At 34.0% G+C, this 20,417-nt stretch carries 27 protein-coding genes; 4 read left to right on the top strand and 23 right to left on the bottom strand.

From position 1 onward, the window contains the following. Window positions 1-14 precede the first annotated feature (14 nt). Window positions 15-1,247, bottom strand: coding sequence for an MFS transporter (locus tag H7K77_RS07910; RefSeq protein ID WP_186577211.1), 1,233 nt, complete (start codon window positions 1,245-1,247; stop codon window positions 15-17). Between the two features lie 124 nt (window positions 1,248-1,371). Here H7K77_RS07910 and H7K77_RS07905 point away from each other — a divergent pair, with 124 nt between their 5' ends. After that, the gene (locus tag H7K77_RS07905; protein WP_186577209.1) at window positions 1,372-1,950 is read left to right on the top strand and encodes a CGNR zinc finger domain-containing protein; all 579 of its coding nucleotides are present in this window, start codon (window positions 1,372-1,374) and stop codon (window positions 1,948-1,950) included. Between the two features lie 506 nt (window positions 1,951-2,456). Here H7K77_RS07905 and H7K77_RS07900 read toward each other — a convergent pair. The 14 genes from H7K77_RS07900 to H7K77_RS07840 form a co-directional block, all read right to left on the bottom strand. Further along, window positions 2,457-3,044: a GNAT family N-acetyltransferase gene (locus H7K77_RS07900; RefSeq protein ID WP_186577207.1), complete on the bottom strand. Its 588-nt coding sequence runs from the start codon at window positions 3,042-3,044 to the stop codon at window positions 2,457-2,459. Window positions 3,045-3,173: 129 nt separating this feature from the next. Beyond that, window positions 3,174-4,010: an alpha/beta fold hydrolase gene (locus tag H7K77_RS07895; RefSeq protein WP_186577205.1), complete on the bottom strand. Its 837-nt coding sequence runs from the start codon at window positions 4,008-4,010 to the stop codon at window positions 3,174-3,176. A 337-nt stretch (window positions 4,011-4,347) separates the two neighbouring features. Beyond that, a complete protein-coding gene (locus H7K77_RS07890; RefSeq protein WP_186577204.1) occupies window positions 4,348-4,884 on the bottom strand; it encodes an ATP-binding protein in 537 nt (178 codons plus the stop codon). Window positions 4,885-5,049: 165 nt separating this feature from the next. Then, window positions 5,050-5,799, bottom strand: coding sequence for a class I SAM-dependent methyltransferase (locus tag H7K77_RS07885; RefSeq protein ID WP_186577202.1), 750 nt, complete (start codon window positions 5,797-5,799; stop codon window positions 5,050-5,052). 7 nt (window positions 5,800-5,806) lie between these two features. Further along, window positions 5,807-6,235 (bottom strand): GNAT family N-acetyltransferase, encoded by a 429-nt coding sequence (locus tag H7K77_RS07880; protein WP_328701067.1) that lies wholly within the window; start codon window positions 6,233-6,235, stop codon window positions 5,807-5,809. Between the two features lie 280 nt (window positions 6,236-6,515). Then, window positions 6,516-6,740: a GNAT family N-acetyltransferase gene (locus H7K77_RS21270; protein WP_235988876.1), complete on the bottom strand. Its 225-nt coding sequence runs from the start codon at window positions 6,738-6,740 to the stop codon at window positions 6,516-6,518. Further along, window positions 6,725-7,057 (bottom strand): GNAT family N-acetyltransferase, encoded by a 333-nt coding sequence (locus H7K77_RS21265; RefSeq protein WP_235988875.1) that lies wholly within the window; start codon window positions 7,055-7,057, stop codon window positions 6,725-6,727. Before H7K77_RS21265 ends, H7K77_RS21270 begins: the two co-directional genes overlap by 16 nt. A gap of 10 nt (window positions 7,058-7,067) precedes the next feature. Continuing rightward, window positions 7,068-7,619, bottom strand: a complete 552-nt coding sequence (locus H7K77_RS07870) for an NUDIX hydrolase (protein ID WP_186577200.1) — start codon at window positions 7,617-7,619, stop codon at window positions 7,068-7,070. Window positions 7,620-7,785: 166 nt separating this feature from the next. After that, complete coding sequence (locus H7K77_RS07865; RefSeq protein ID WP_186577199.1) at window positions 7,786-8,133, bottom strand: DUF6054 family protein; 348 nt, start codon at window positions 8,131-8,133, stop codon at window positions 7,786-7,788. Window positions 8,134-8,236: 103 nt separating this feature from the next. After that, the gene (locus H7K77_RS07860; RefSeq protein ID WP_186577198.1) at window positions 8,237-8,656 is read right to left on the bottom strand and encodes a hypothetical protein; all 420 of its coding nucleotides are present in this window, start codon (window positions 8,654-8,656) and stop codon (window positions 8,237-8,239) included. A gap of 207 nt (window positions 8,657-8,863) precedes the next feature. Next, entirely contained in the window at window positions 8,864-9,487 is a 624-nt protein-coding gene (locus H7K77_RS07855; RefSeq protein ID WP_186577196.1) for a hypothetical protein, read from the bottom strand. Beyond that, window positions 9,487-10,527, bottom strand: coding sequence for a FecCD family ABC transporter permease (locus H7K77_RS07850; protein WP_186577195.1), 1,041 nt, complete (start codon window positions 10,525-10,527; stop codon window positions 9,487-9,489). Before H7K77_RS07850 ends, H7K77_RS07855 begins: the two co-directional genes overlap by 1 nt. Next, window positions 10,520-11,551 carry a FecCD family ABC transporter permease gene (locus tag H7K77_RS07845; protein ID WP_407926423.1) on the bottom strand — a complete coding sequence of 344 codons (1,032 nt, stop codon included), beginning with the start codon at window positions 11,549-11,551 and terminating at the stop codon, window positions 10,520-10,522. The genes H7K77_RS07850 and H7K77_RS07845 overlap by 8 nt, the downstream gene beginning before the upstream one ends. A gap of 37 nt (window positions 11,552-11,588) precedes the next feature. Further along, window positions 11,589-12,584: an ABC transporter substrate-binding protein gene (locus H7K77_RS07840; RefSeq protein ID WP_222599275.1), complete on the bottom strand. Its 996-nt coding sequence runs from the start codon at window positions 12,582-12,584 to the stop codon at window positions 11,589-11,591. Window positions 12,585-12,893: 309 nt separating this feature from the next. Between H7K77_RS07840 and H7K77_RS07835 the strand changes: the two genes are divergently transcribed. Next, the gene (locus tag H7K77_RS07835) at window positions 12,894-13,469 is read left to right on the top strand and encodes a CBO0543 family protein (RefSeq protein ID WP_186577192.1); all 576 of its coding nucleotides are present in this window, start codon (window positions 12,894-12,896) and stop codon (window positions 13,467-13,469) included. 224 nt (window positions 13,470-13,693) lie between these two features. On the opposite strand, the gene H7K77_RS07830 is transcribed toward H7K77_RS07835, so the two are convergent. From H7K77_RS07830 to H7K77_RS07800, 8 genes are all read right to left on the bottom strand, one after another. Continuing rightward, the gene (locus tag H7K77_RS07830; RefSeq protein ID WP_186577190.1) at window positions 13,694-14,077 is read right to left on the bottom strand and encodes a hypothetical protein; all 384 of its coding nucleotides are present in this window, start codon (window positions 14,075-14,077) and stop codon (window positions 13,694-13,696) included. A 50-nt stretch (window positions 14,078-14,127) separates the two neighbouring features. Then, window positions 14,128-14,718: a histidine phosphatase family protein gene (locus H7K77_RS07825; RefSeq protein ID WP_186577189.1), complete on the bottom strand. Its 591-nt coding sequence runs from the start codon at window positions 14,716-14,718 to the stop codon at window positions 14,128-14,130. 85 nt (window positions 14,719-14,803) lie between these two features. Further along, entirely contained in the window at window positions 14,804-15,280 is a 477-nt protein-coding gene (locus H7K77_RS07820; RefSeq protein ID WP_186577188.1) for an NUDIX hydrolase, read from the bottom strand. Between the two features lie 71 nt (window positions 15,281-15,351). Continuing rightward, window positions 15,352-15,597, bottom strand: a complete 246-nt coding sequence (locus H7K77_RS07815) for a hypothetical protein (RefSeq protein ID WP_186577187.1) — start codon at window positions 15,595-15,597, stop codon at window positions 15,352-15,354. 71 nt (window positions 15,598-15,668) lie between these two features. Beyond that, entirely contained in the window at window positions 15,669-15,875 is a 207-nt protein-coding gene (locus H7K77_RS21015; protein ID WP_235988874.1) for a hypothetical protein, read from the bottom strand. 119 nt (window positions 15,876-15,994) lie between these two features. Next, on the bottom strand, window positions 15,995-16,636 hold the full coding sequence (locus H7K77_RS07810; RefSeq protein WP_186577185.1) for a DUF6518 family protein: 642 nt from the start codon (window positions 16,634-16,636) through the stop codon (window positions 15,995-15,997). A gap of 263 nt (window positions 16,637-16,899) precedes the next feature. Then, window positions 16,900-17,211 (bottom strand): hypothetical protein, encoded by a 312-nt coding sequence (locus H7K77_RS07805; RefSeq protein WP_186577184.1) that lies wholly within the window; start codon window positions 17,209-17,211, stop codon window positions 16,900-16,902. A 438-nt stretch (window positions 17,212-17,649) separates the two neighbouring features. Further along, a complete protein-coding gene (locus H7K77_RS07800; protein ID WP_186577182.1) occupies window positions 17,650-18,150 on the bottom strand; it encodes a DUF2975 domain-containing protein in 501 nt (166 codons plus the stop codon). A 255-nt stretch (window positions 18,151-18,405) separates the two neighbouring features. Between H7K77_RS07800 and H7K77_RS07795 the strand changes: the two genes are divergently transcribed. Then, entirely contained in the window at window positions 18,406-18,948 is a 543-nt protein-coding gene (locus H7K77_RS07795; RefSeq protein WP_186577181.1) for an RNA polymerase sigma factor, read from the top strand. After that, window positions 18,935-19,855, top strand: coding sequence for a stage II sporulation protein P (spoIIP, locus tag H7K77_RS07790; protein WP_235988887.1), 921 nt, complete (start codon window positions 18,935-18,937; stop codon window positions 19,853-19,855). Before H7K77_RS07795 ends, spoIIP begins: the two co-directional genes overlap by 14 nt. Window positions 19,856-20,417: the final 562 nt, after the last annotated feature.

The raw sequence follows: 20,417 nt of genomic DNA, 5'->3' as shown, positions 1-20,417 counted from the left end.
CAATCACTCCTCTATTATTTTGCTTCAACTGCTTTAATTTGTAAGACTACTTCTTCTCTCTTCATAAAAATTGTAACAACAATACCCAGTGCCAATATTGCTGCCCCAAGCCAAAATGCAATATTATAATTACCTGAAGTGGAACGAAGATATCCCCCTAAAAACACACCAAATGCCGCAAAAACCTGATGTAATAACCAACTAAAACCTAGGATACTTCCCATGGCATTTTTACCAAATCTATCACCAATAATGCCAGTCACTAGTGGAATAATTGGCATCGAAGCCATACCGTAAATAACTGCAAATAAATATAATTGTGGGATACCCGGTGCAATTGCTAACCATAAAAATGCAAGAAATCGAATAACATATAGTGCTATCAATAAATTCTTCTTCCCAAATCTATTACTTAATTGCCCGGTCAGCCACATTGAAATGGCACTTGCTAAAGCTGCAATCCCCAGTAACTGGCCTCCCAGTGAGGTAGATCCTCCTAAGTCTACAGCAAACTTAGGGAGATGCATGGTTACAAAGTATAAGGTGAAACCACATGAAGCAAAACCTAAACTTGCAATCCAAAAATGACTACTTCGTAATGCCTCAGACAATAACGCGCTTTTTGTTGGTGAAACAGAGGATGTACCGTCCCCATCAGGAAACTGCCCGACATCTTGCGGATTATTTTTTACATAAAACAATACTAAAGGTACCACCACTACAAGAATAATTAACCCTAGTACGATAAATGCAGTACGAAAACCAGTATTAGCAATTAACAAACCAGTCAACGGTAATAGAACAAGCTGACCTATATTCATTCCCATCGAACTTCTGGAGAGCATTTTTGCTCTTTTTTTTATATACCATCGCGATACTAATACGGAATTAGCCATCGACCCACACCCAGCAAAACCAATAGCCGTCAAAATTCCATAATAGACAAAAAATTGCCACACTTGCGTGATTGTTGCAGACAGTAAAAATGCGATACCCATCAATGCTGCACTACTAGCAATAACAGACTTAGGTCCAAATCGATCAATTAGTCTCCCCATAATCGGTTGAAAAACTCCCCAAGTAATCATATTGAGTGACACTGCCAAACTAAGGGTCGTTAGCTCCCAACCAAAGGCCGTATGTAAAGGCTCAAAAAATTGACCAGCTGTTAAATTCAATCCAAAAGCTCCCATCAGTGTAATAAATACTACCAGAACTACGCGGTTACCTAAAAAAGTTTGTTGCATTTTAGCTCCTCCTATAATTAACCATTAAATAATGGTTTTAGTGGTTAATAGCGTAAACTTTTTTAACTAACCTGTCAAGTGTGTTATAATAGGTTAATGTTATAATAAGAAGGGAGTTGTTTTGATGGGAAGAAATAATAGTTTTCCACTTTTCTCTGGTCATCTATCACTAGATCTAGTAAATACTGAAGTTGTGCGCAATGGGACCCGGATTGATTTACTTACTTCACCCGAAGATTTAATTAATTGGATAAATATATTGGACAAGAAGGGAATTCTATCTCAAAAACAAATTACAAACGATCCTGTAGAATGGGCTGTCGATGCTTTACCGTTGATTAAAAACATTCGCTCTTCCATAAGAAAGGTATATGAAGGTTTCGCGGATGGAAATCACCCTAAAGAGGAGTGGATCAGTAAATTAGAATCCTTTATTGAAAAAGCTCCATTCACTTACCTATTAGAGGAAAAGGGTTTAATAGCTAAGCCGATTGGTAAGCCTGAAGATGCTCTGACTGCACTATTAGCTTATGATGCTATGAAACTTTTTGCTGATAATAAATTATCCAACATGCATCGTTGTGCAAACCCGGATTGTGTTCTATTATTTATGGATACAAGAGGAAGACGAAAATGGTGCTCAATGAAAATTTGTGGTAATAGGGAGAAAGTTACTCGTCATCAAAAGCGTAAGAATTTGTAAGAGTAAACTTAACTCAAGATCAGAGGGTAATTTCAAATAGTAATAGTATGAGTGAAATAAAGGATAGAGATTCTTTTCAAATGTGTAGATCTCCATATCTATATAACCTACTTTGCATACATTAAAAACGTTGCTACGAAAAAATGTAGATTTTGCTATAAAAATGCTCAAAGTTAAATCGGTAGTTTTACTCAACAATCTGGCCACAATGGAAATCAATCACCTTTAAAAAAGTTATTTGCTGCGTAGTTTAAAGTCTACTATGTAATACTAGGGTAAACCATCGTAGGCATAGCATTAAGTGGATTATTCCGTGGTAAAGCGTCTCTCATTTACTGGTACAATCTTTGGTACTCGTTGGTAAAATATATGTCAGAAGTGGTACATTTCAGTGTCCGTAATCATTTAAATATATCCTATATTTAAATAAATGTATTCATGTATCCAAATTCCAGATCGGGATAAATCTTTACCAATTAAAGAAAAGCTCCTGCTTGTTGAATAGTTTAACTTAACTGTTTATCATAACAAAAACATTCATGAACTCTCTCAAACGTACGCTTTACTTTTTCTTTTTCATCACCAACATAATGTGCAAATGCTTGTACTGGATGCAATCCACCTATTTTAGTTTTTAATACATCTGTTAACTTTTCACTCCCCTCAATGAATACATGTAGGTATGACTCTACGACTTTGAAGTTATTACTCTCGTACCATTTATTAACCCATTCATCATCTCGTGTCCAAGCTTCAAAGTAGTCTAAGCCTATTTCCTTAGCTATTTTCTCTGCTTCATTTAATAGTTTAGTACCTATTCCTCTCCTTTGATAATCTGGATTCACTGCTATATGCCATATCATTCCACCAATTCCCTTTCCTCTTGAACAGATTGTCCCTGCCTCTAATTCATATTCAATATCTATAAGTCCTACAACTCTGTCATCAATTACTGCTACTAATTCAAGTGAGGGATTTTCATAAGTTTCTTTCTCTCTCAAAACATTATCAAAATATGCAGTATCAAGAAATGATAAGGTTCTACACCTCACCCAGCCCTTTTCATCTTTTTGATTATATCTTTTAATTTCCATAGACCATATATCCCCTTAGTTTTTACTACTTTAATTTAAAAGTATTATTGCATTAGCCTAGTTTTCGTTCAAGCTTCTTTCTTCACAAAGTCATGTTAATACTATTATCTATTTGTTATTTAAGGAATTTCATAGGTTCTTACCAACCCAATTGGTCACTTGACTACATACGATTTCCGGTTGATCCCAGTAGATATCGTGTGATGAATCCTTTACATCAATTATAGTTAAATCCAAATAATCTTTTATGTGATTTGTTTCGCTAATCCTTACATCATTAAATTCCTTTGGGGTGGTACATCTAAGCAATAAAACAGGTATACTTAGTCCAGTTAATGTTTCAATAGACGGATCGTTAAACTTTTGTTTCACGATAAACTTTGCGGTCTGAGGTTTGATAATTAACTTTATATCTCCCCGCTCATTTTTCATACTATGTTTAGATAAATCAATTAAATGTTTAGCCAAACCGTTGTTGGTAAGATTCCGCTCATACATCTCCCAAGAAGAAAAAGTATAATCCTGAACATGTTGTTCTGTCATTTTTAGTTCTTCATCTAGGGTATTTTCTGGTAAAACTGTAGCTCTAATATATCCACCGTCAAGTAAGATTAATGAAGACGATTCATATTCACTAGCATAAGTCAAACCAATGTAACCCCCAAGTGAATGACCGACTAGATGAAAGTTTTTTATGTTTAGATGGTTAACCACACTATGTACCCAATCTGCCAAAGAATTCATTGAAAAAAATTCTTCAGTGTTAACGCACGTTGATTTTCCATGCCCAGGTAAATCAAAAGCAAAAACATTAAAACTTTTACTAAGTTGAGTTGCTACTTCATCAAAACTTGCTCCCGTACTACCTAGTCCGTGCAAAAGTATGATAGAGTTTCTATGTTCTGTCCCCCACCTATTAACGTTTACCTCTAGTCCGTTATCTAGTGTAATAACTTTTGAATGCATAAGTTCCTCCCAATATATTGGTATAAGTGGCTTCCTGTAAACATATTAATTTTAACATAAAATCCCAATCTTATTGATGGAAATAGTGATGTACTTGATTAACGGTCATCTTGTTTAACTTTCGCTATTCGTTGCTTACAATAAAAAAATGACTGCTAGGACATCTATTGTGATGCCTGAATTAAAGAATTTTGGGATTCGAATAATAAAATACAGAAGCCGATTTTAAGTGACGTAAGACTTTCCTATATGGTTTTACCAAAATATAAGTCTTCAAAGGGGGCAATCACTCACCCGTAAAAAGTGGAAAATTTTTAAAGTTAATCGAACCCCTTATTCAATTATGCTTTAAATAATCAATAACAATTTCAACTTTTTCTCTGATTGAATAATTTCCCTCCATTTTTAATACTGGACAGGATAGGTCCGCCATCCAATACTCATGCAAAGCCTTACTTCTAACCTCCATTCCTGCACTATCATATAAAGAAGCCCACTCTAGAAATGCTTTCGATTGTTCATATCTGCTGCCACCTACCAACATTTCATTTCCATAACGCTGTAATTCCCTCTGTTTTAACCTTTCAAGTCTTATTTCTTGTGGAATCCATAGAAATATAACAAGATCAAAGTAACTTTTAAAGTGATCGCCCCACCCACAAACTGCACCCGATAGAATCCACTTTTCTTCAAGTAATAGATCCTCTTCAAGCATTCTTCTTCTTTCAGGAATTTCCCTCTGTTCAGTGAATTTGGTTGCCCAAAAATAATCATCAGTATCAAGGTGTGTATGAGGCAGTACCATCGATAATGCAGAACCAAGTGTAGAGGTACCAGAACCCGAAGCCCCCATTATGTGAATTTTCCTAATCATTATTTCCCCTCCATCAACACTTATTATGGAATTTTTTCATATTCCACAAAGGTTTCTAACTTAAAACTCATAATTCCTTCTGACTTAACTAAATAGGAGCTGTCAAATCGACAACTCCTTGCTGCACGCTTATCTCTCTTTCTTAGTTTAGTGTAGTGTAGTATTTTACTTTTGAGCTATTATGAGAAACCTTTGTGAGTTTGTTTGGATTCCTTTCTCTTTTCTATTTTTTTCAATAAAATCATTCAATATTTCAAAATCCTTTTCCTCTTCACCAAAATTAGGAATAATTGGTGTATGTGTAAGTAAAAACATAAGATCCTCTGGTCTATCAAAATATTCGATTGCATCATATTCAAAGGATTGAATCTCAGAAAAACCAGCTTCTTTAAGTTCCCGAATATATTGTTCTTTTAATGTTCCATCAGTATCATCGTATGCCTGTCCTCGTCCAAATGCTTTTTTTATATTTAATTTATCAGCTTCACTCACTTGTTGAGTCAGAAACCATCCACCACTTTTTAATACCTTAGCAACTTCTGTTGAACAAAATGGTGCATGACAATTTGAAATGATATCAAAAAATCCAGATGGAAATGTCAAATCGTCAGATGACATTTGAAAAAATTTCACGTTTTGAGCATGGGAATCATTTAAATTGGATTGAGCCGTTTCCAACATTCCACTGGATAAATCAATTCCAATTAAGAAAAATAGTGAAGGTGCAATCCTTAAAATGTTTTCTCCACCACCAGTCCCAATATCTAGAAGAACGTCAGTTACTTTACATTTTTTGATTACTTCTTCGTACAGTTCCCACCTAACACCTTCTGAGAAAGACTTAATATTACTAAAGTCCCACCCGTTTATTTTTCCAACTTTATCATAGAAATTCTCATAATCTAATTTATTCAACTTATTACTACCTCTCCCATTCCATTAAAAGCTCTTCCTCGGCAGTCTCATTATCCACCAATTCTTCTTTTATTACAAAATCATTTCTCAAATAAAAATTAACAGCATTGATATTTTTCTTGTAAACTTTTAATTGTATGTTTTCCCTATTTCCTTTTATAAAGTTTAACAATCTTTTGCCGTATCCTTCACCTTGATGCTTTATATCTATAAACAAAGCTGCTAAATAACTATCCACCATCGATATAAAGCCCAAAACATCTTTTTCATTGCTTAGAACATAGGTTTCAGACATTGGAAGATATTGCTCTTTCATCTTCATTCGGTTTGACTTCCAGTAATCTTTATCAATAAAATCATGGGCTATTAATGAAGCCTCATACCATATCTCTATCAATGTATCTACCTCTGTTTCTTCTACTAATCTAATGTTCACTAAATCATCCTTTCTAAATAAAGTGAAAATCTTTAACTAGTCAACTTCAACATTCGAAAGCTTTTTTGATTTGTAAAAAGCGGGCGATTTATTGCTCTTATTAGGACAGAGATTTTTCAGGAATATGTAAACCGGCAATATTAACTATTCTTAAAATTAGTATTTAACTTCTTGTCAGTGAAACGTACGTTCTTATGATGTTTAAAATTTATTCTCAAATTAAGTTAGAACCCCGGCTAAAGCTCTCTATTCATGAAAAGCATGGCTTTTTTTTATCTTTTTAGTAGGATAGTTCTTGTCCATCTAGTTCTTTTAGAAATAGTGACATGAACACTACATCTGCATGGGATCCATCTTTAAGCCTAATTTGGTTAATTTGCTTTCCTTCTTCTCTAAACCCAAAGCGCTTGTAAAGGTGTATACCCAAAGTGTTATTTGAAAATACTTCTAGACAAATTTTTTCTAGTCCTTGTTGCTCTTTTGCCCAATTTACAAAGTATGACAACAACTTTGTTCCAATTCTTTTGTTTCTGAACTGTTCTTAATCCCCATACCAAATGAACCTGTATGATTTATCCGCTGATATGTAGGCCTTGAAAAGGAGAGAAAACCAACTATCTTGGTATTGTCTATATTTTCTACTGCGACAATAGTTAGACCATCATTTTGCTGTTTTTGGATAATTTTTCTTTTATAGTCCTCTGTAGTTTCTCTTGGATCTTGTGGTGTTCGAAGGTAAAAGTCAGTAGATGTTACTATTTCATGTTTTATTAAGGCTAATGCCTCAGCATCTTCTATACTAGCAAGTCTAATTTCTATCATAAAATCCACCTTATGAGTTATTATTAAGATAATCTTTTGCCATAAAATAACCGTTAGCAGTAAACAGTTGTGTTTTAATTTCATTTGATTTTATTAAGTTTCCAAAGTCGTCAAAGTTAAATAACCTAACTTTAATCTCTTCATTTGGATCCAATTCTTGTTCAAACGCTAGATAAGCATCTAATAATAAATAGGTTATCACCTTATTGTTCTGAGTAGCAGGATTGACCATAAATTCGCCTAGCTTAACAGGTTTCACCTTAGAAGTAAATCCTGTTTCTTCTTTTACTTCTCTTAAAACACCTTCCACATATGACTCATTTTCTTCTATTTTCCCAGCAGGAATTTCTAAATAAAAGTCTTCTCCTGCGTGTCGATATTGCTCAACCAGAACGATTTTATTATCTCTAGTAAGAACAACGGCATTTACCCACACGGAGTACTCATTGACATAATAATCATCAATAATATTTCCGTTGGGAAGCAGGCATTTATCCTTTCTCAAATTACCGAATGCTGTTTTAAACAGATATTCTGAATCTACCGTTTTCCATTTATTCAAGTTATCCCCTCCAAACTATATGGGCTCACGTATAAAACAACTAATTGGGCTTTTAACACTATAATAATAATAAGTGTTACTTATAATTTTTATCAATCGTCTCACTACATAAATCTAGTAAGATATTTTTTCAAGAAAAGTTACCTGTTTTAGCAAACATCCAGCTTCATGGACCAACTGCTACTATATGTTCATCTAAGGCTTGGCTAGCAGACTTTATAAAACTAGTACCAGCTCCCCAACCTATATCCAAGATGCCTTCCCCATTACCGGTCGAAACACATTTCATCACTGTCTCTCCACCAAAATTGTCAATGGTTATAGTTAATGACGCTGAGCTACCATTTCTAAAGAAAAATTTCTCTAGTACAATAATGCTAATTTGCTTATCATCTTCTCCACTTTCCTTATAATCACTATGAGCGATATATGCCTTTAATTGTTCATCAGATGCTAACTTAACAGCCGCTTCTAATGGCTTGATATTCAATCTAAATTCCTTATATTTCCTCATACTTCAACACCTCTTGTCATTATCAATATTGGAGCTTATTTATACTCGTGTTGACTAAAGCTTTCTTATTGAAATACCTTGTATCAATGGCTTCAAAATAATATTAGTTGGATTCTTCGTCTGTTACATCTATTGTAACTCCATCACAACAAAATTCGGTATTGTATGTGATTTTTATTAGCACCTCTTCCTTACTTTCACCCTTAAACATTGTCGCTTTTAAATTACTTTCTATTTTCCCTTCGAAATTTTCCGAGGTAAAGGAAACCTTTGCCATATTATATCCCTTTCCATAAACATATTCTTCTCCATTATCTAAACTAAGTGAATGAAAATCTTGGCCACTACTATTCTTTGCTTTAGTTAACCAATCATTAATTGTTTTAGAATATGTTTTATCCAAAGGTAGGTATTCATAACTAACTAATTCATTATTACCTTGATCATGACTAGAGCCTGGTTGACACCCCATTAATATTAAAAGACCAATAAATATAAATAATACTTTCTTTCGCTTGACCACATATTTCCTCCTCTAATAAAAACAAATAAAGAATCTGTTAGTTCATCGAATAAATCGAATAAATTAATTAAGATGCATTCTTTATTTTAACATAATTATCCAATTTAGTTATTAACTATAAAAAAATAAGGGGCCATTATTGCTTTAAATAAAAACCGAACCCATTAAATGGATTCGGTTTTTATTTAAAGCAATAGCTATACATCTTCACTTATTTGTTAATGGACAAACTAAACAATATGGGAGCTCTTTATCTTTTTTCAACTTATGAAAATAGCAACAGGTACTTCTAATTTTCTGCTGACCAATGGACTCAACCGGGGTTAAATAGTTTTTCATAGGATGTGAATTTTGATCAAAATAACTTCCATCTAGTTCGTGAAGCTCTTTAAAACGAGTATTAATCATGTCTGTTTGCCCAGGGTTATGATCTAATGCTTTTCTAAAAAATGAATTAATTCGTACAGCAATGTTTTCCCATAAAATAATTAGAGGAAGATTGGTTGTATTATGTAGACTCATTATTATCTTAGTTAAATGTCCTGCAAAGAGTTGTTTCCAGCCTTCAGACTGTTTACGAACATAAAAGGACATTGTATGATTAACAGTAAATTTTAGATTTTCGCTTAAGTTAATAGCAGTTATTGGAATAACCTTTACCTCAGAATCACTCAATATAGAGGGTAGAGTATAATCTAGATAGTCCTTCGCATACCGTTTCATAACCATAGAAGCAGCTACCTTTAAGTTGGGAGCTTTAATTCGGTCTTTTTGGAACTCCAAAAACTCTCTACATTTTTCTCGTTCAAGAAGGTCAACACTAGCTAACATTAATTGATTTCCCCCTTACTTCGGTAAAGTAGATAAATGAAAAAGGGCGCCCCAATGCCGGCAGTAAATACTCCGGCAGGGATATCTGACGGTAAAAATGCTGTTCTAGCGATGATATCCGCAACCATCACAATAATTGCCCCCATTAAAGCAGAACCTATGACTAGAATGCCAAAGGAACGATGGAGCATAAGTCTTGCAATATGTGGAGCAATCAATCCAACAAATGCAATGCCTCCCGCAAATGAAACAGCCGTTCCCGCAAGGCCTACACTTATAGCTAGTAGCAGCGTACGAAAAAACTGAACTCTGACACCTAAGCCTGATGCAACATCATCACCTAGTTGCTTCACATCCACCACACTAGTGAAGAACAAAGAAGCAAAGATTAGCAACAAAATAATAGGAGATATAATCATCACTTCCTGCCAATTAGCACCATATAAGCTACCTGTCATCCATAGATAGACCTTGGAAGCTACAGCAGCTTCACTAGAAACCATGAACATCGTGACGATAGCATTTGTCAGTGCAGAGATTCCAATCCCTACTAAAATTAGCCGAATAGGTGTCACACCGTTTTTCCAAGAAAGTAAATAAATAATGAACGTGATAATTGCAGCACCCGTAATAGAGGAAAGTGGTAACCACTGAACGCTGACTTCTCCTAGTAAAAATACTATAAATAAGACAGTACCAACTGATGCTCCTCCAGTAACACCTACAATATCAGGAGAACCTAGTGGATTGCGAATCATTCCTTGTAGTATTAACCCTGAAACACCAAGACCAGCCCCAACAATTCCTGCCATCAATATTCGGGGTAAGCGGAGTTCATTTAATACAAAAGCCTGGTCACTTGTAGCAAATAATTCTTCCAAAACTACTTGAATAGGAATATAACTACTGCCTGCAGACATACTGATGACAAATATAAATAGGAGAACTAGTAATAAAAGTAAAATCATCATAATGGAACGCATGTGAATTTGTATGGAAAAGGAATCCGACTTAGTTCTATAGGAAATATATTTAGTCATTTTTAAGCACTCCTTTTCTAGCGATATAGATAAAGAACGGTGTGCCGATGAAAGCCGTCATTACTCCTATCGGCATTTCAGAAGGGGCAATAATTAATCTTGCAACTACATCGGACAACAAAAGCAATACTGCACCCATTATCCCACTTAACGGTATGACCCATTGATAATTAGGTCCAGCAAGTCCTTTCACGATATTAGGAACTACCAATCCAATGAAACCAATAGAACCAGCAATCGCAACAGATCCTCCTGCCAGAAACACAATAATAAATCCAGCCAACACTTTTATCATAAAAGTGTTTTGTCCTAAGCTTTTCGCTACGTCCTCACCTGACATTAAAATGTTCAAGTTCTTTCCCATAGATAATGCAAGGAGTAGACCTATAATAATAAAAGGAAGGACAGGAAGAAGCGTTTCCATATCTCTTCCAGCTACAGACCCTGCAAGCCAGAATAATACACTTTGCATTTTTTGCTCGTCCAACACCAACATGCCTTGCGTAAAGGAAACAAAAAGGGCACTAATTGCAGCACCGGCAAGAATTAGCCGAGTCGGTAAAAGACCACTTTCACGAAGAGAACCAAGAAAATATACGATTACTCCTGCAACTAGCGCACCTAGAAATCCAATCCACATATAACTTGTTAGTGATTCAACAGATAGAAAGGTTGAGGAAAAGACAATAAAAAAGAGGGCACCCGCGTTAACACCGAAGATATCTGGTGCAGCCATAGGGTTTCGAGTCAAAGCTTGCATCAGCGTGCCAGCGATAGATAAACTTGCTCCAATTGTAATGGCAATCAACGTTCTTGTTAATCTAGATGTCCGAACAATAATATGATTCGTATTCGATGGATCATATTGGAACAAAGCTTCCACAGTCTCCGTGAATGGAATTGACATTTTTCCAAGGGAAAGACTTGCGATCCCAACTATCACTAACAACAATAAAGATACTGCTAGAGTAATCCATCTAGCGTATGGCTTAGTATTAAATAGTAGCATGTCACTTCTCTCCATATGGACAAAGATAGGAGAATCTCCTATCTTTGTTTTTTTATTTCTCTAAATCAAAACGATCGTATAAATCGTCTAACATCAGGTTAGCTGCGCGGATTCCTCCACCCATGTTCCAGGTAACCTCATCAACCATGTATACCTGATCATTTTTAACAGCATCAAGATTTTTCCATAAAGGATGGCTTGTCCAATCTTCGTAAGTTTCTTTAACAGCAGGTTCATCACTCATGAAGATATAAAATACATCTGCGTTCATTTCCGTTATACTTTCTTTATCCGTTAGCTTTATCCCCCACACATCTTCTTGCTGATTTTCCGGACGACTAAATCCTGCTTCTCTTAAAATGGTTCCGGCAAAACTATCAAAATAAATGCGCGCGTGGTCACTACGGAAATTTATTAAAGAAACGTTTTTTGGCCAATCCTCTCCTAACTTCTCTGCAGCTTTATCCTGGAAGTCTTGGATTCTATTATTCCAATCAGCTATGATAGTATCAGCCTTTTCCTGCTTATTCAATGTTTCTCCCATTAATTCAACTGTCCCCTTGTAATCGAACAGTTCCTCTATCGCCACTGTAGGGGCTATTTGCTTTAATTTTTCATATATTTCCTCATGACGAGTTTTGGAAGCAAAAATCACGTCAGGGTTTAACGCAGCAATTTCTTCTAAATTTGGCTGTGTTTCTTCGCCTACAATTTTTGTTCCTTCTAAATCGCTACGTAGGTATTCATAAATGGGCTTTTCCACCCAAGACTCAACGATTCCAGTTGGCTTTACGTCAAGTAAAGTGGCTGCATCCGTCGCCCCTTGATAAAGCGTAACAATTCTTTTTGGTGTTCCTTCAATTGTCGTAGATCCCATAGCATGTTCGATCACCCGTGAATTTGATTCTTCAGATGAGGCTTCTTCTTTATCACTAGAATTAGAAGTATTTTCTGATGAATCTTCTTTGTTACCGCAAGCGCTAACGATAAGTATAGTAGTAAGTAAGATTAGTAAGAATATTCCCCGTTTAGTTACATAATTTTGCAATATGACTCCTCCTATAATTGATAATGATTATCATCTCCGTAGTTAAAGTTAACTTAAATGAGAATGATTGTCAATATCATCACGGGAATCTTTCTATAATGTTAGTTTTTATGCGGATAGAATAAATCTGTTTTTCAAAAAGGATCTGTCTCATTTAAGAAGTTTCCATTACCTTCTATTCCAATTCTTCAATAGTACGGTATTAAGATTGAAAAAAATTTGAATACACCATTTTTTGATTGAAGTATAGATACGTAATAATAGTCCATGATAACGTATGATAGGACTTCTATTTTGGGGTGTGCATTAATGAAAATATTTACACCATTTAACACAGGAGCATTACATATAAGTTGGGGTGAAGTTGTAGGTTTAAGAAGAGAAATAAGAGATCTGCAAATCGATTATTGGTTTTCTGAAACAGTTTTTACGTTCAATTGGTGGTTACTTGCCATTTCCTCGATTGTAGTTTTCGTTGTATGGATAATCGTATTAGATAAGAAGAGAATTATTGAGATAGCTGCTTTTGGTCTCCTAGTTGGTACAACCACCTTTATCTTAGATTCCATCGGGGTAGCTTTAGTTTTATGGTCTTATCCTGACCGAGTAATTCCGATACTTCCACCGATTGCGGAAATTCACAAAATTCATCTACCTATCACTTATATGATTATTTACCAATACTTTAGTACTTGGAGATCCTACCTAGTATCTGTCGTAATCGCCTCCTTTACTTTCTCATTTATCTTAGAACCTTTGACTGTATGGTTAGATATTTATAAAATTTATCATTGGGAGTACATCTATTCCTTCCCTTTATACATTTTGATTGGATTTATACTTAGAGCAATAATGTTAAAAGCTCGCAAAATGGAAAGAAACTAGGATTGAACGCCCATCAGCACGTTGGGCGTTTCTTTTATAGACTTATTTTGGAGATTGCAACATGAACTTTGTTATTCAGACTTTTTTAGCACCGTTTAAAAAAACTCTCCACTAACGTTTAGGAATCAATTCAATCGTCGAGATAAAATAATGATGATACGCCATTTCTAACCCCCTACATCATCGAACACTAAATATTCTTTCCCATCATTTATTATAGAGCACTAACGCTGATCCTTTACTCTTAATAAAACCTGTTCATCTAATACTTTGTCTAATTTAATCAATTTATCGTAATTCACACTCTTATCATTTACTGCATTAGAAATTGTGCCAGTCGCCACATAATTGCCACCTTTCCATTTCAGTTTTAAATCAGTAGAGATATATTCGTTGACCTTATGGTTACTTTTATAGTAAATATATGTACTGCCCTTCTCTAACAAGAAAGTAAACTTATCCTCGTTCTCTTGTATAGCATCCTGGATTGATGCAGGTGCATCTTCCATCGCCAATTCCTCATACTTTATATCTATACCGATTGCGAAGTATAGAATTATAAAAAGCAAAGTGGCACTCAACAAAACAATACCCAATATCTTTTTCATGGTATAATCTCCTCATCAATCTCCATTACATTTCCAATTAACCCTCATCATTATCCTAGTATACTGTTTGAAGATGAACCCCATAGTCTTTCAACCTTAATCAATTTCTGCTCACTAAATTCCATTCTGTAAATATCCGGTTTGGAGGTACTGTATAAAAAGTCCAGAGCATAATTTTCATCATAATGGCCCATCATCAATGACATAACTGCCCCATGGGTCCCTATAACTATTTTTTTACCTTTATAAGCATCCAATATACCATTCAATACTTTTACAGCTCTATTTTGGCAATCGTTATTTGACTCTCCTCCATAAATGGAGAAGCTTGGATCTAAATATGATTTATTTATTAGGGGAATTAATTCCTTATCAGATATTCGCTTGTCTTGATTAGAAAACACTCTCTCTTTTAAATCTTCCTCAACTATAACGTCCCGGCCTATTTCATCAGTTAATTGTTGTACTGTTAAGATGGAACGAGTATATGGACTTGAGAAGACAAGATGAATACCTTCAGTTTTAAGCAGGTTTGAAACACGTTCGGCATCTTTTTTTCCTTTTTCAGTTAAACCTCTTGTCCTCTCGTTTCCTTCTTTTGGTGAGTCGCCATGTCTGACCATATAAATAAAAGTTTTCATTAGTCCTCTCCCTTAAATATATTAAAATTAATTCATAATTTTTTGTGATATAAGAAGACTTTATTGACAAATAATTACCAATTAATTAAACTTCAACCCTCAGATACGTAGGTGGTTTTCTCATTACAAAATGTTTTTCTATGAATGTTAGGACCTCATCATTACCTGGCAATGAAACAGTTTCTATCGCTTCCTTAAATGATAACCATTTATATTTACTATGTTCATGATTTAATGTTACTACTTGATTTTCTTCAACAAATCCAACAAATACAGGTGCAAGATATATATAGTTTTCCTTCGGGGAATAGATTTGGTCAAACTTGTTTGAAGTATATAAAGTTACCTTTGTTATCCCTGTTTCTTCTTTCACTTCCCTTAGCGATGTTTCCCATGCTTTTTCGCCTCTCTCTATACCGCCTCCGATGTAACACCAAACATCTCTTAAAACCGAAGTTGCTCTTTTTAAAAGTAATACTTTGTATTCATTATCTATCTTTTTTAACAACACAGTTGCAATTCCAGTACATTTAATAGATAGCCCTATCGTTTCTTCATACATCTAATACACCTCTGGTTGATATGGATTTATGTATCGATATGCTTTCTGTTTTGATCAATTTACACGCTTAATTAACTTAAATAAGAATTTTTATCCTTGTCCCGTTTTTTTTGATGATTTTCGTATGTCTCTTGTAATATGTTTTTCTTTGGTATTTTAGACGCAATTCTTTTTTGGATGTCATGTAGTAAATACACTGCTCTAAATAGACAACCGATAACAATTCCAAAAGTGATAATTGAACCTGCCTGCGCCGGCATATAAAATAGAATCAGACCTAATATTGTACTTAAAATAATTGACAAAAGTAAGTACATACTCTTCCTCCTTCTCCTTACCATTTTTTCACAACTGGTATTGGATAATAAATCTGGTATAGATAATAAATTCATTTATCGAATAAATTGGTCTTTAAATTTAAGATGAAATGATGTCCAAAAGTTAAAATCAATCCCGCCCAAAAGATTAAATAAGTTGATATAAGACTTCTTTCTATTATTAAATAATACGATTGGTCTATAAATAAGAGTAGCATATAGACATAGAAGCCAAAGACTGCACTTTTATCCCAGTTTGCTTTTTCTTTGCTGCTCATTGCTTTAAATAGTTTCATTATGTAATCCTCTCCTATAAATGAACCACGTAATATTTCATGTTCTCCTCATAATAGTTTAGCATCCTACCTAATTTAGCTATTTCTAATTACACGACTGATTATAATCCCCCAAATATATATAATAAAATGTCAGAATTTACGAGTGAATAACTAATAAGTAACGACACCGTGATCACCTTTAGTTTCTGATATTTTGTTCTTGGCAATACAATAAACAGTATAGTAGCAGCTAATATATCAAATACAAAAACTACCGAAAATAAATAAAAGAAAGGGTATCCTTGTGAGAGTAGTAATCCAATCGGTAATGCTGCGCAAAAGGCTGCGACCCACCCCTCACCTCTACCATACCATGCGATATAACCTGCTATAGGTGAGAAAAGTGCAACAACTCCCCAACGTAAAAAATAGTAGGTTGGGAAAAAGCCAAATAACATTTGTGAATAGGTATAGTACGCTAAAAACATCCCTCCAAAAAATAAAAATACTTTTATGCCCGCATAGATAGGACTTCTACTCCATACAGCAATGAGTGTTGCAAAAAACACCCATACACCTAAGCTAGTGGTAATATCGCTAACATAACTAAATAACATTCCGTTCAACCCATTTGAGGAAACCGTATCACTAAATTTGGATATTGTACCCAGTAATACACCTAAAATTAAACAAGCACCAAAGTTTATGATAACTTGTATTTTATTAGGTTTCTGAGTTTCTTTTAAAAAGCTAACTGCCATCCAGCCTCCACCATCCCCACCTTACAAATAACACTTCTATTATTATTCGATTTTAAACACTATTGTCTAATTAGCTATTTAATACTTCAAGACTATTTTAACATTAAATTCCATTTATTTCCGACATTTATTTTTCTTTCTTGTATTGAGTTTCTTCTCAATCATATGGAGCTATTTAGCAAAGCCAATTAATATAAAAACATTCTAAAAAAAGAGAAGATGATCATTTCATTCATCCACTCTTTCTCCGTAGAACCTTTATATTATCCAGATAGAACTTTAATTTTACTACTTATTTTTTCCCCTTTACTGACTACCACCCATACCTTTACTTCTTGGCCGTCCTTTAAGTCATCTACTTTGTCTTTAATACCTACTACATTAGTATTGTTATCAAAATATATTTTTGGTGTAACATATTCAGCTTCAGGGTTTATTTTAAGTGGAAACAATGAGAAGTTGTTTTCTGTTATTTCACCTATTCTTCCATGATAGTCAGCTTTATATAAGAAAAAAGTGGTCACAATTGAAAATAAAGCTATAAATACTAAACCAAATATTATAATTTTTCTCATTTTATCCCCCATCCAACTGATTTTTCCTGAAGATATAATTATTCCATATAACATTGGTGATTAACGACTAAGTTTCTGGATGTGTTTTATGTATCCCTCTATTAAAATAGATGCTCTAACAGCATGAGTATATTAAACTTAGAAACAAGTTATTATCTTGAAGCAATACTCTTTTGGCCTCTTATATACATTTTCGTTCAACTGTATAATTCAATAAAAAAATGCTTATTCCTACCAGAAGAGTAGAATTTGAAAGAGGTGAGAATAACATTTATCAATTTAAGTGGAATGTTGGAGCGTATTAATTTTCACCTCTACCTATGACCTAATGTTTTTAGTATAGCTTGCTGGGTTTTGAGGATTCGCTATTGTAATGCCAACCTAAAGTTTAGTTAAATTCATTATGTTTCTATCAATTTAAAGATAGACAACTTCCTTTTATACTGTTAAATCATTTTCTTTTTTTATTTCTAGGGCACTTTTTAATAAGTTCTGGAGAACAGCCGAGAACACAGCAATAACAACGGAAGCAAACATAATAACTAAACCTAAAAGCAAGATACCTGGCTGCTCTGCGTCTTCAGTAAATAAAATAATAAAACCAATAACATATAGTATAGCGATTGCAATCCCACAGTATTTTATCCTTTTTAAAGATTTTACAGATAAATCCGAGAAAGCCATGTTTTTGTCAATATAGATTAAAAGTTGATAACCATGGTATAAAGCAAAGAAAAAAGGAATGGTTGAAAGATATATACCAACCAAGAGAGGGTATTCCAAATAATCAAATTCTGGATACATGTTTACCAATATATTAGCTTGCCACGGTAGCCAGAAAACAGACAACACACCGATCGTGACAGCTATAACAAAAATAGCTATCTTCAATAAAATGGTTTTTATTTGTTTTAAATTGTTTAATAAGCCTTTTGCCATCGTAAGCACCTCACTTTAATCATTGAGTTAATTCTAATACATCACATATCGTTTATCAATAAATAAATGCCATTTTATTTTATATTATTATTGTTATTTGAATAATGCATCTATATTCTCACCTTATTTTCGGTTACAGTTCTATCTTTGAACATAATAGGTAATTACAATAAAAAGGAATTATTAAAATTAGTTGTAACTTTTCCTTATAGTTATCCGATTAATAGTTGAATAAGAAAAAGAGGGAGGTATTTTTTGATTGACTCAAATGAAATAAACAATAATATTGAGCAAATATATGAAGATAACTTTCAAGATGTGTACCGATTCTTAATATGTTTTCTTGGTAATCGTAATGAAGCAGAAGATTTGGCCCAAGAAGTATTTATTAGAATTCTTAAGTATAGTTCCAGATACAATTACAAGTCGAAATTATCTACATGGATTCTATCAATAGCAAAGCATGTTGCAATCGATCATGTTAGACGAAAAAAATTCACTTCTTTATTTAAGCACAATTTTTTTAGTGAGATTCCTGATCAAAAGAACATCCCAGACCAATTGATTTTTGACATGGAAAGCAAAAAAGTTATTCAGGCTGCCATTTCCTCTTTAAAATCACAACATAGAGCGGTTGTAATACTTAGAGGGATTAATGAGCTTTCCATAAGAGAAACGGCTGAAGTATTGAATTGTAGTGTATCTAAAGTGAAGGTAGATTATCATCGTGCTTTAAAAATACTTAGAAGGAAACTCTACCCATCTAAGGAGGAGGTTTTTGGGGATGCAAACGGATAAAGAACTAATCAAACAAATTAGTGATTCCTATGATCTTGAACCGCGAGATGAATTTATAGAGGAAACCAAACAAAGGCTAATTAGAAAATCAAGAAAAATCAATTATCATAATTATTTTAAAAAGAGATTAACCTATTTTTTCTCAACAACCATTACACTAGCTTTAATGGTATGGTTGTTATCTTTTAACGGAGCAGAGTTTGTAGTCAATACTGTTAATTCCATTTCGACTTCAGTTAATTCAAATAAAAGTGAGAGTCAACGTTTTATTCCAAATAACGAGGATGAAGTTATATTTATTTATCATACCCACAATCGTGAATCCTTTTTTCCTTCCTTTGACACCAATGAGTTGAGTAAAGCCTTTCATAAGGAAAAGAATATTGTGAAAGTAGGTGGGAAATTAGCTAGTACATTACAAGCAAAAGGACTCCGTGTTATTCATGACGACACAGACATCATGCAACTACTTAAAGATAATGGTATGCAGTTTAGCGAGGCATACTCCCTTTCAAGAAAAATAGTTAAAAAGGGCCTAGAGGATGAGGAAAACATCCAACTATTTTTAGATATTCATAGAGGCGCAGATATTGATAAAGATAAAACGTCCACATCTTTCAAAGGAAAAATAGTTCCTAAAATATCCTTCATTATCTCAAAGAATAACAAGCATTATCAAAAAAATCTTGAGATTGCAAAATTATTCTATGAAAAATTCCAAGAAAAGTACCCAGGTATTTCTAAAGTTGAAACTGTTGAAGGTAAAACTAGTGGGATTTACAATCAAGACTTATCATCTAATGCTCTCTTAATTGAAATAGGAGGCGTTAGTAACACTTTAGAAGAAGAGTACAAAGGCGCTGAATTATTAGCTAATGTTGTTAGTGAAGTTCTTAAGGAGTTATAAAGATTGTAAATTAATAACTTAATGTGCTTCAAAATTGGGATATATCACAAAGATGATAAAGACTAAGTGTGACAGGTCATTTAAAATGAAACAGTTTCTGCTAGAATAACTGACTGAATACAGCCATTTATTAGATCCATGATTGCCATCTTTTTGACCCACCTAAAAAGGTTGATTCAAAACAGGTATTACCTTCTACCTTTTAGGATTGGACCTATTGTGAGGCCTTGACAATGAGCCTCTGTGGAAATAGTCTTAGGCAACAAACGGCAGCTAAAAGCTTGCCTGGCAAGGAAGCCTACCATTTCCACCTCTCATTGTAAAGACCGAATTATAATCCTTATAATAGGTCTATAATACCAGATCTCTCCATGTCAGAGGTGGCTCAAAATGTTGTCATAAGTGGATCAAATACTTGGCAAAGGCGGGTCTAACGCATGGCAATATTCACTGACACACTTTACTGGAAATTAACATCCCAATTTTATAGTGAATTGCAACCACTAATAACAAGACATCTGTTAAGCAGTTTCCTGATTTTTTAATGAAGGTAAAAAAACAA

Source organism: Aquibacillus kalidii, from assembly GCF_014280935.1.
Lineage (GTDB): Bacteria > Bacillota > Bacilli > Bacillales > Amphibacillaceae > Aquibacillus_D > Aquibacillus_D kalidii.
This window is presented reverse-complemented; position numbering and strand designations above follow the sequence as displayed.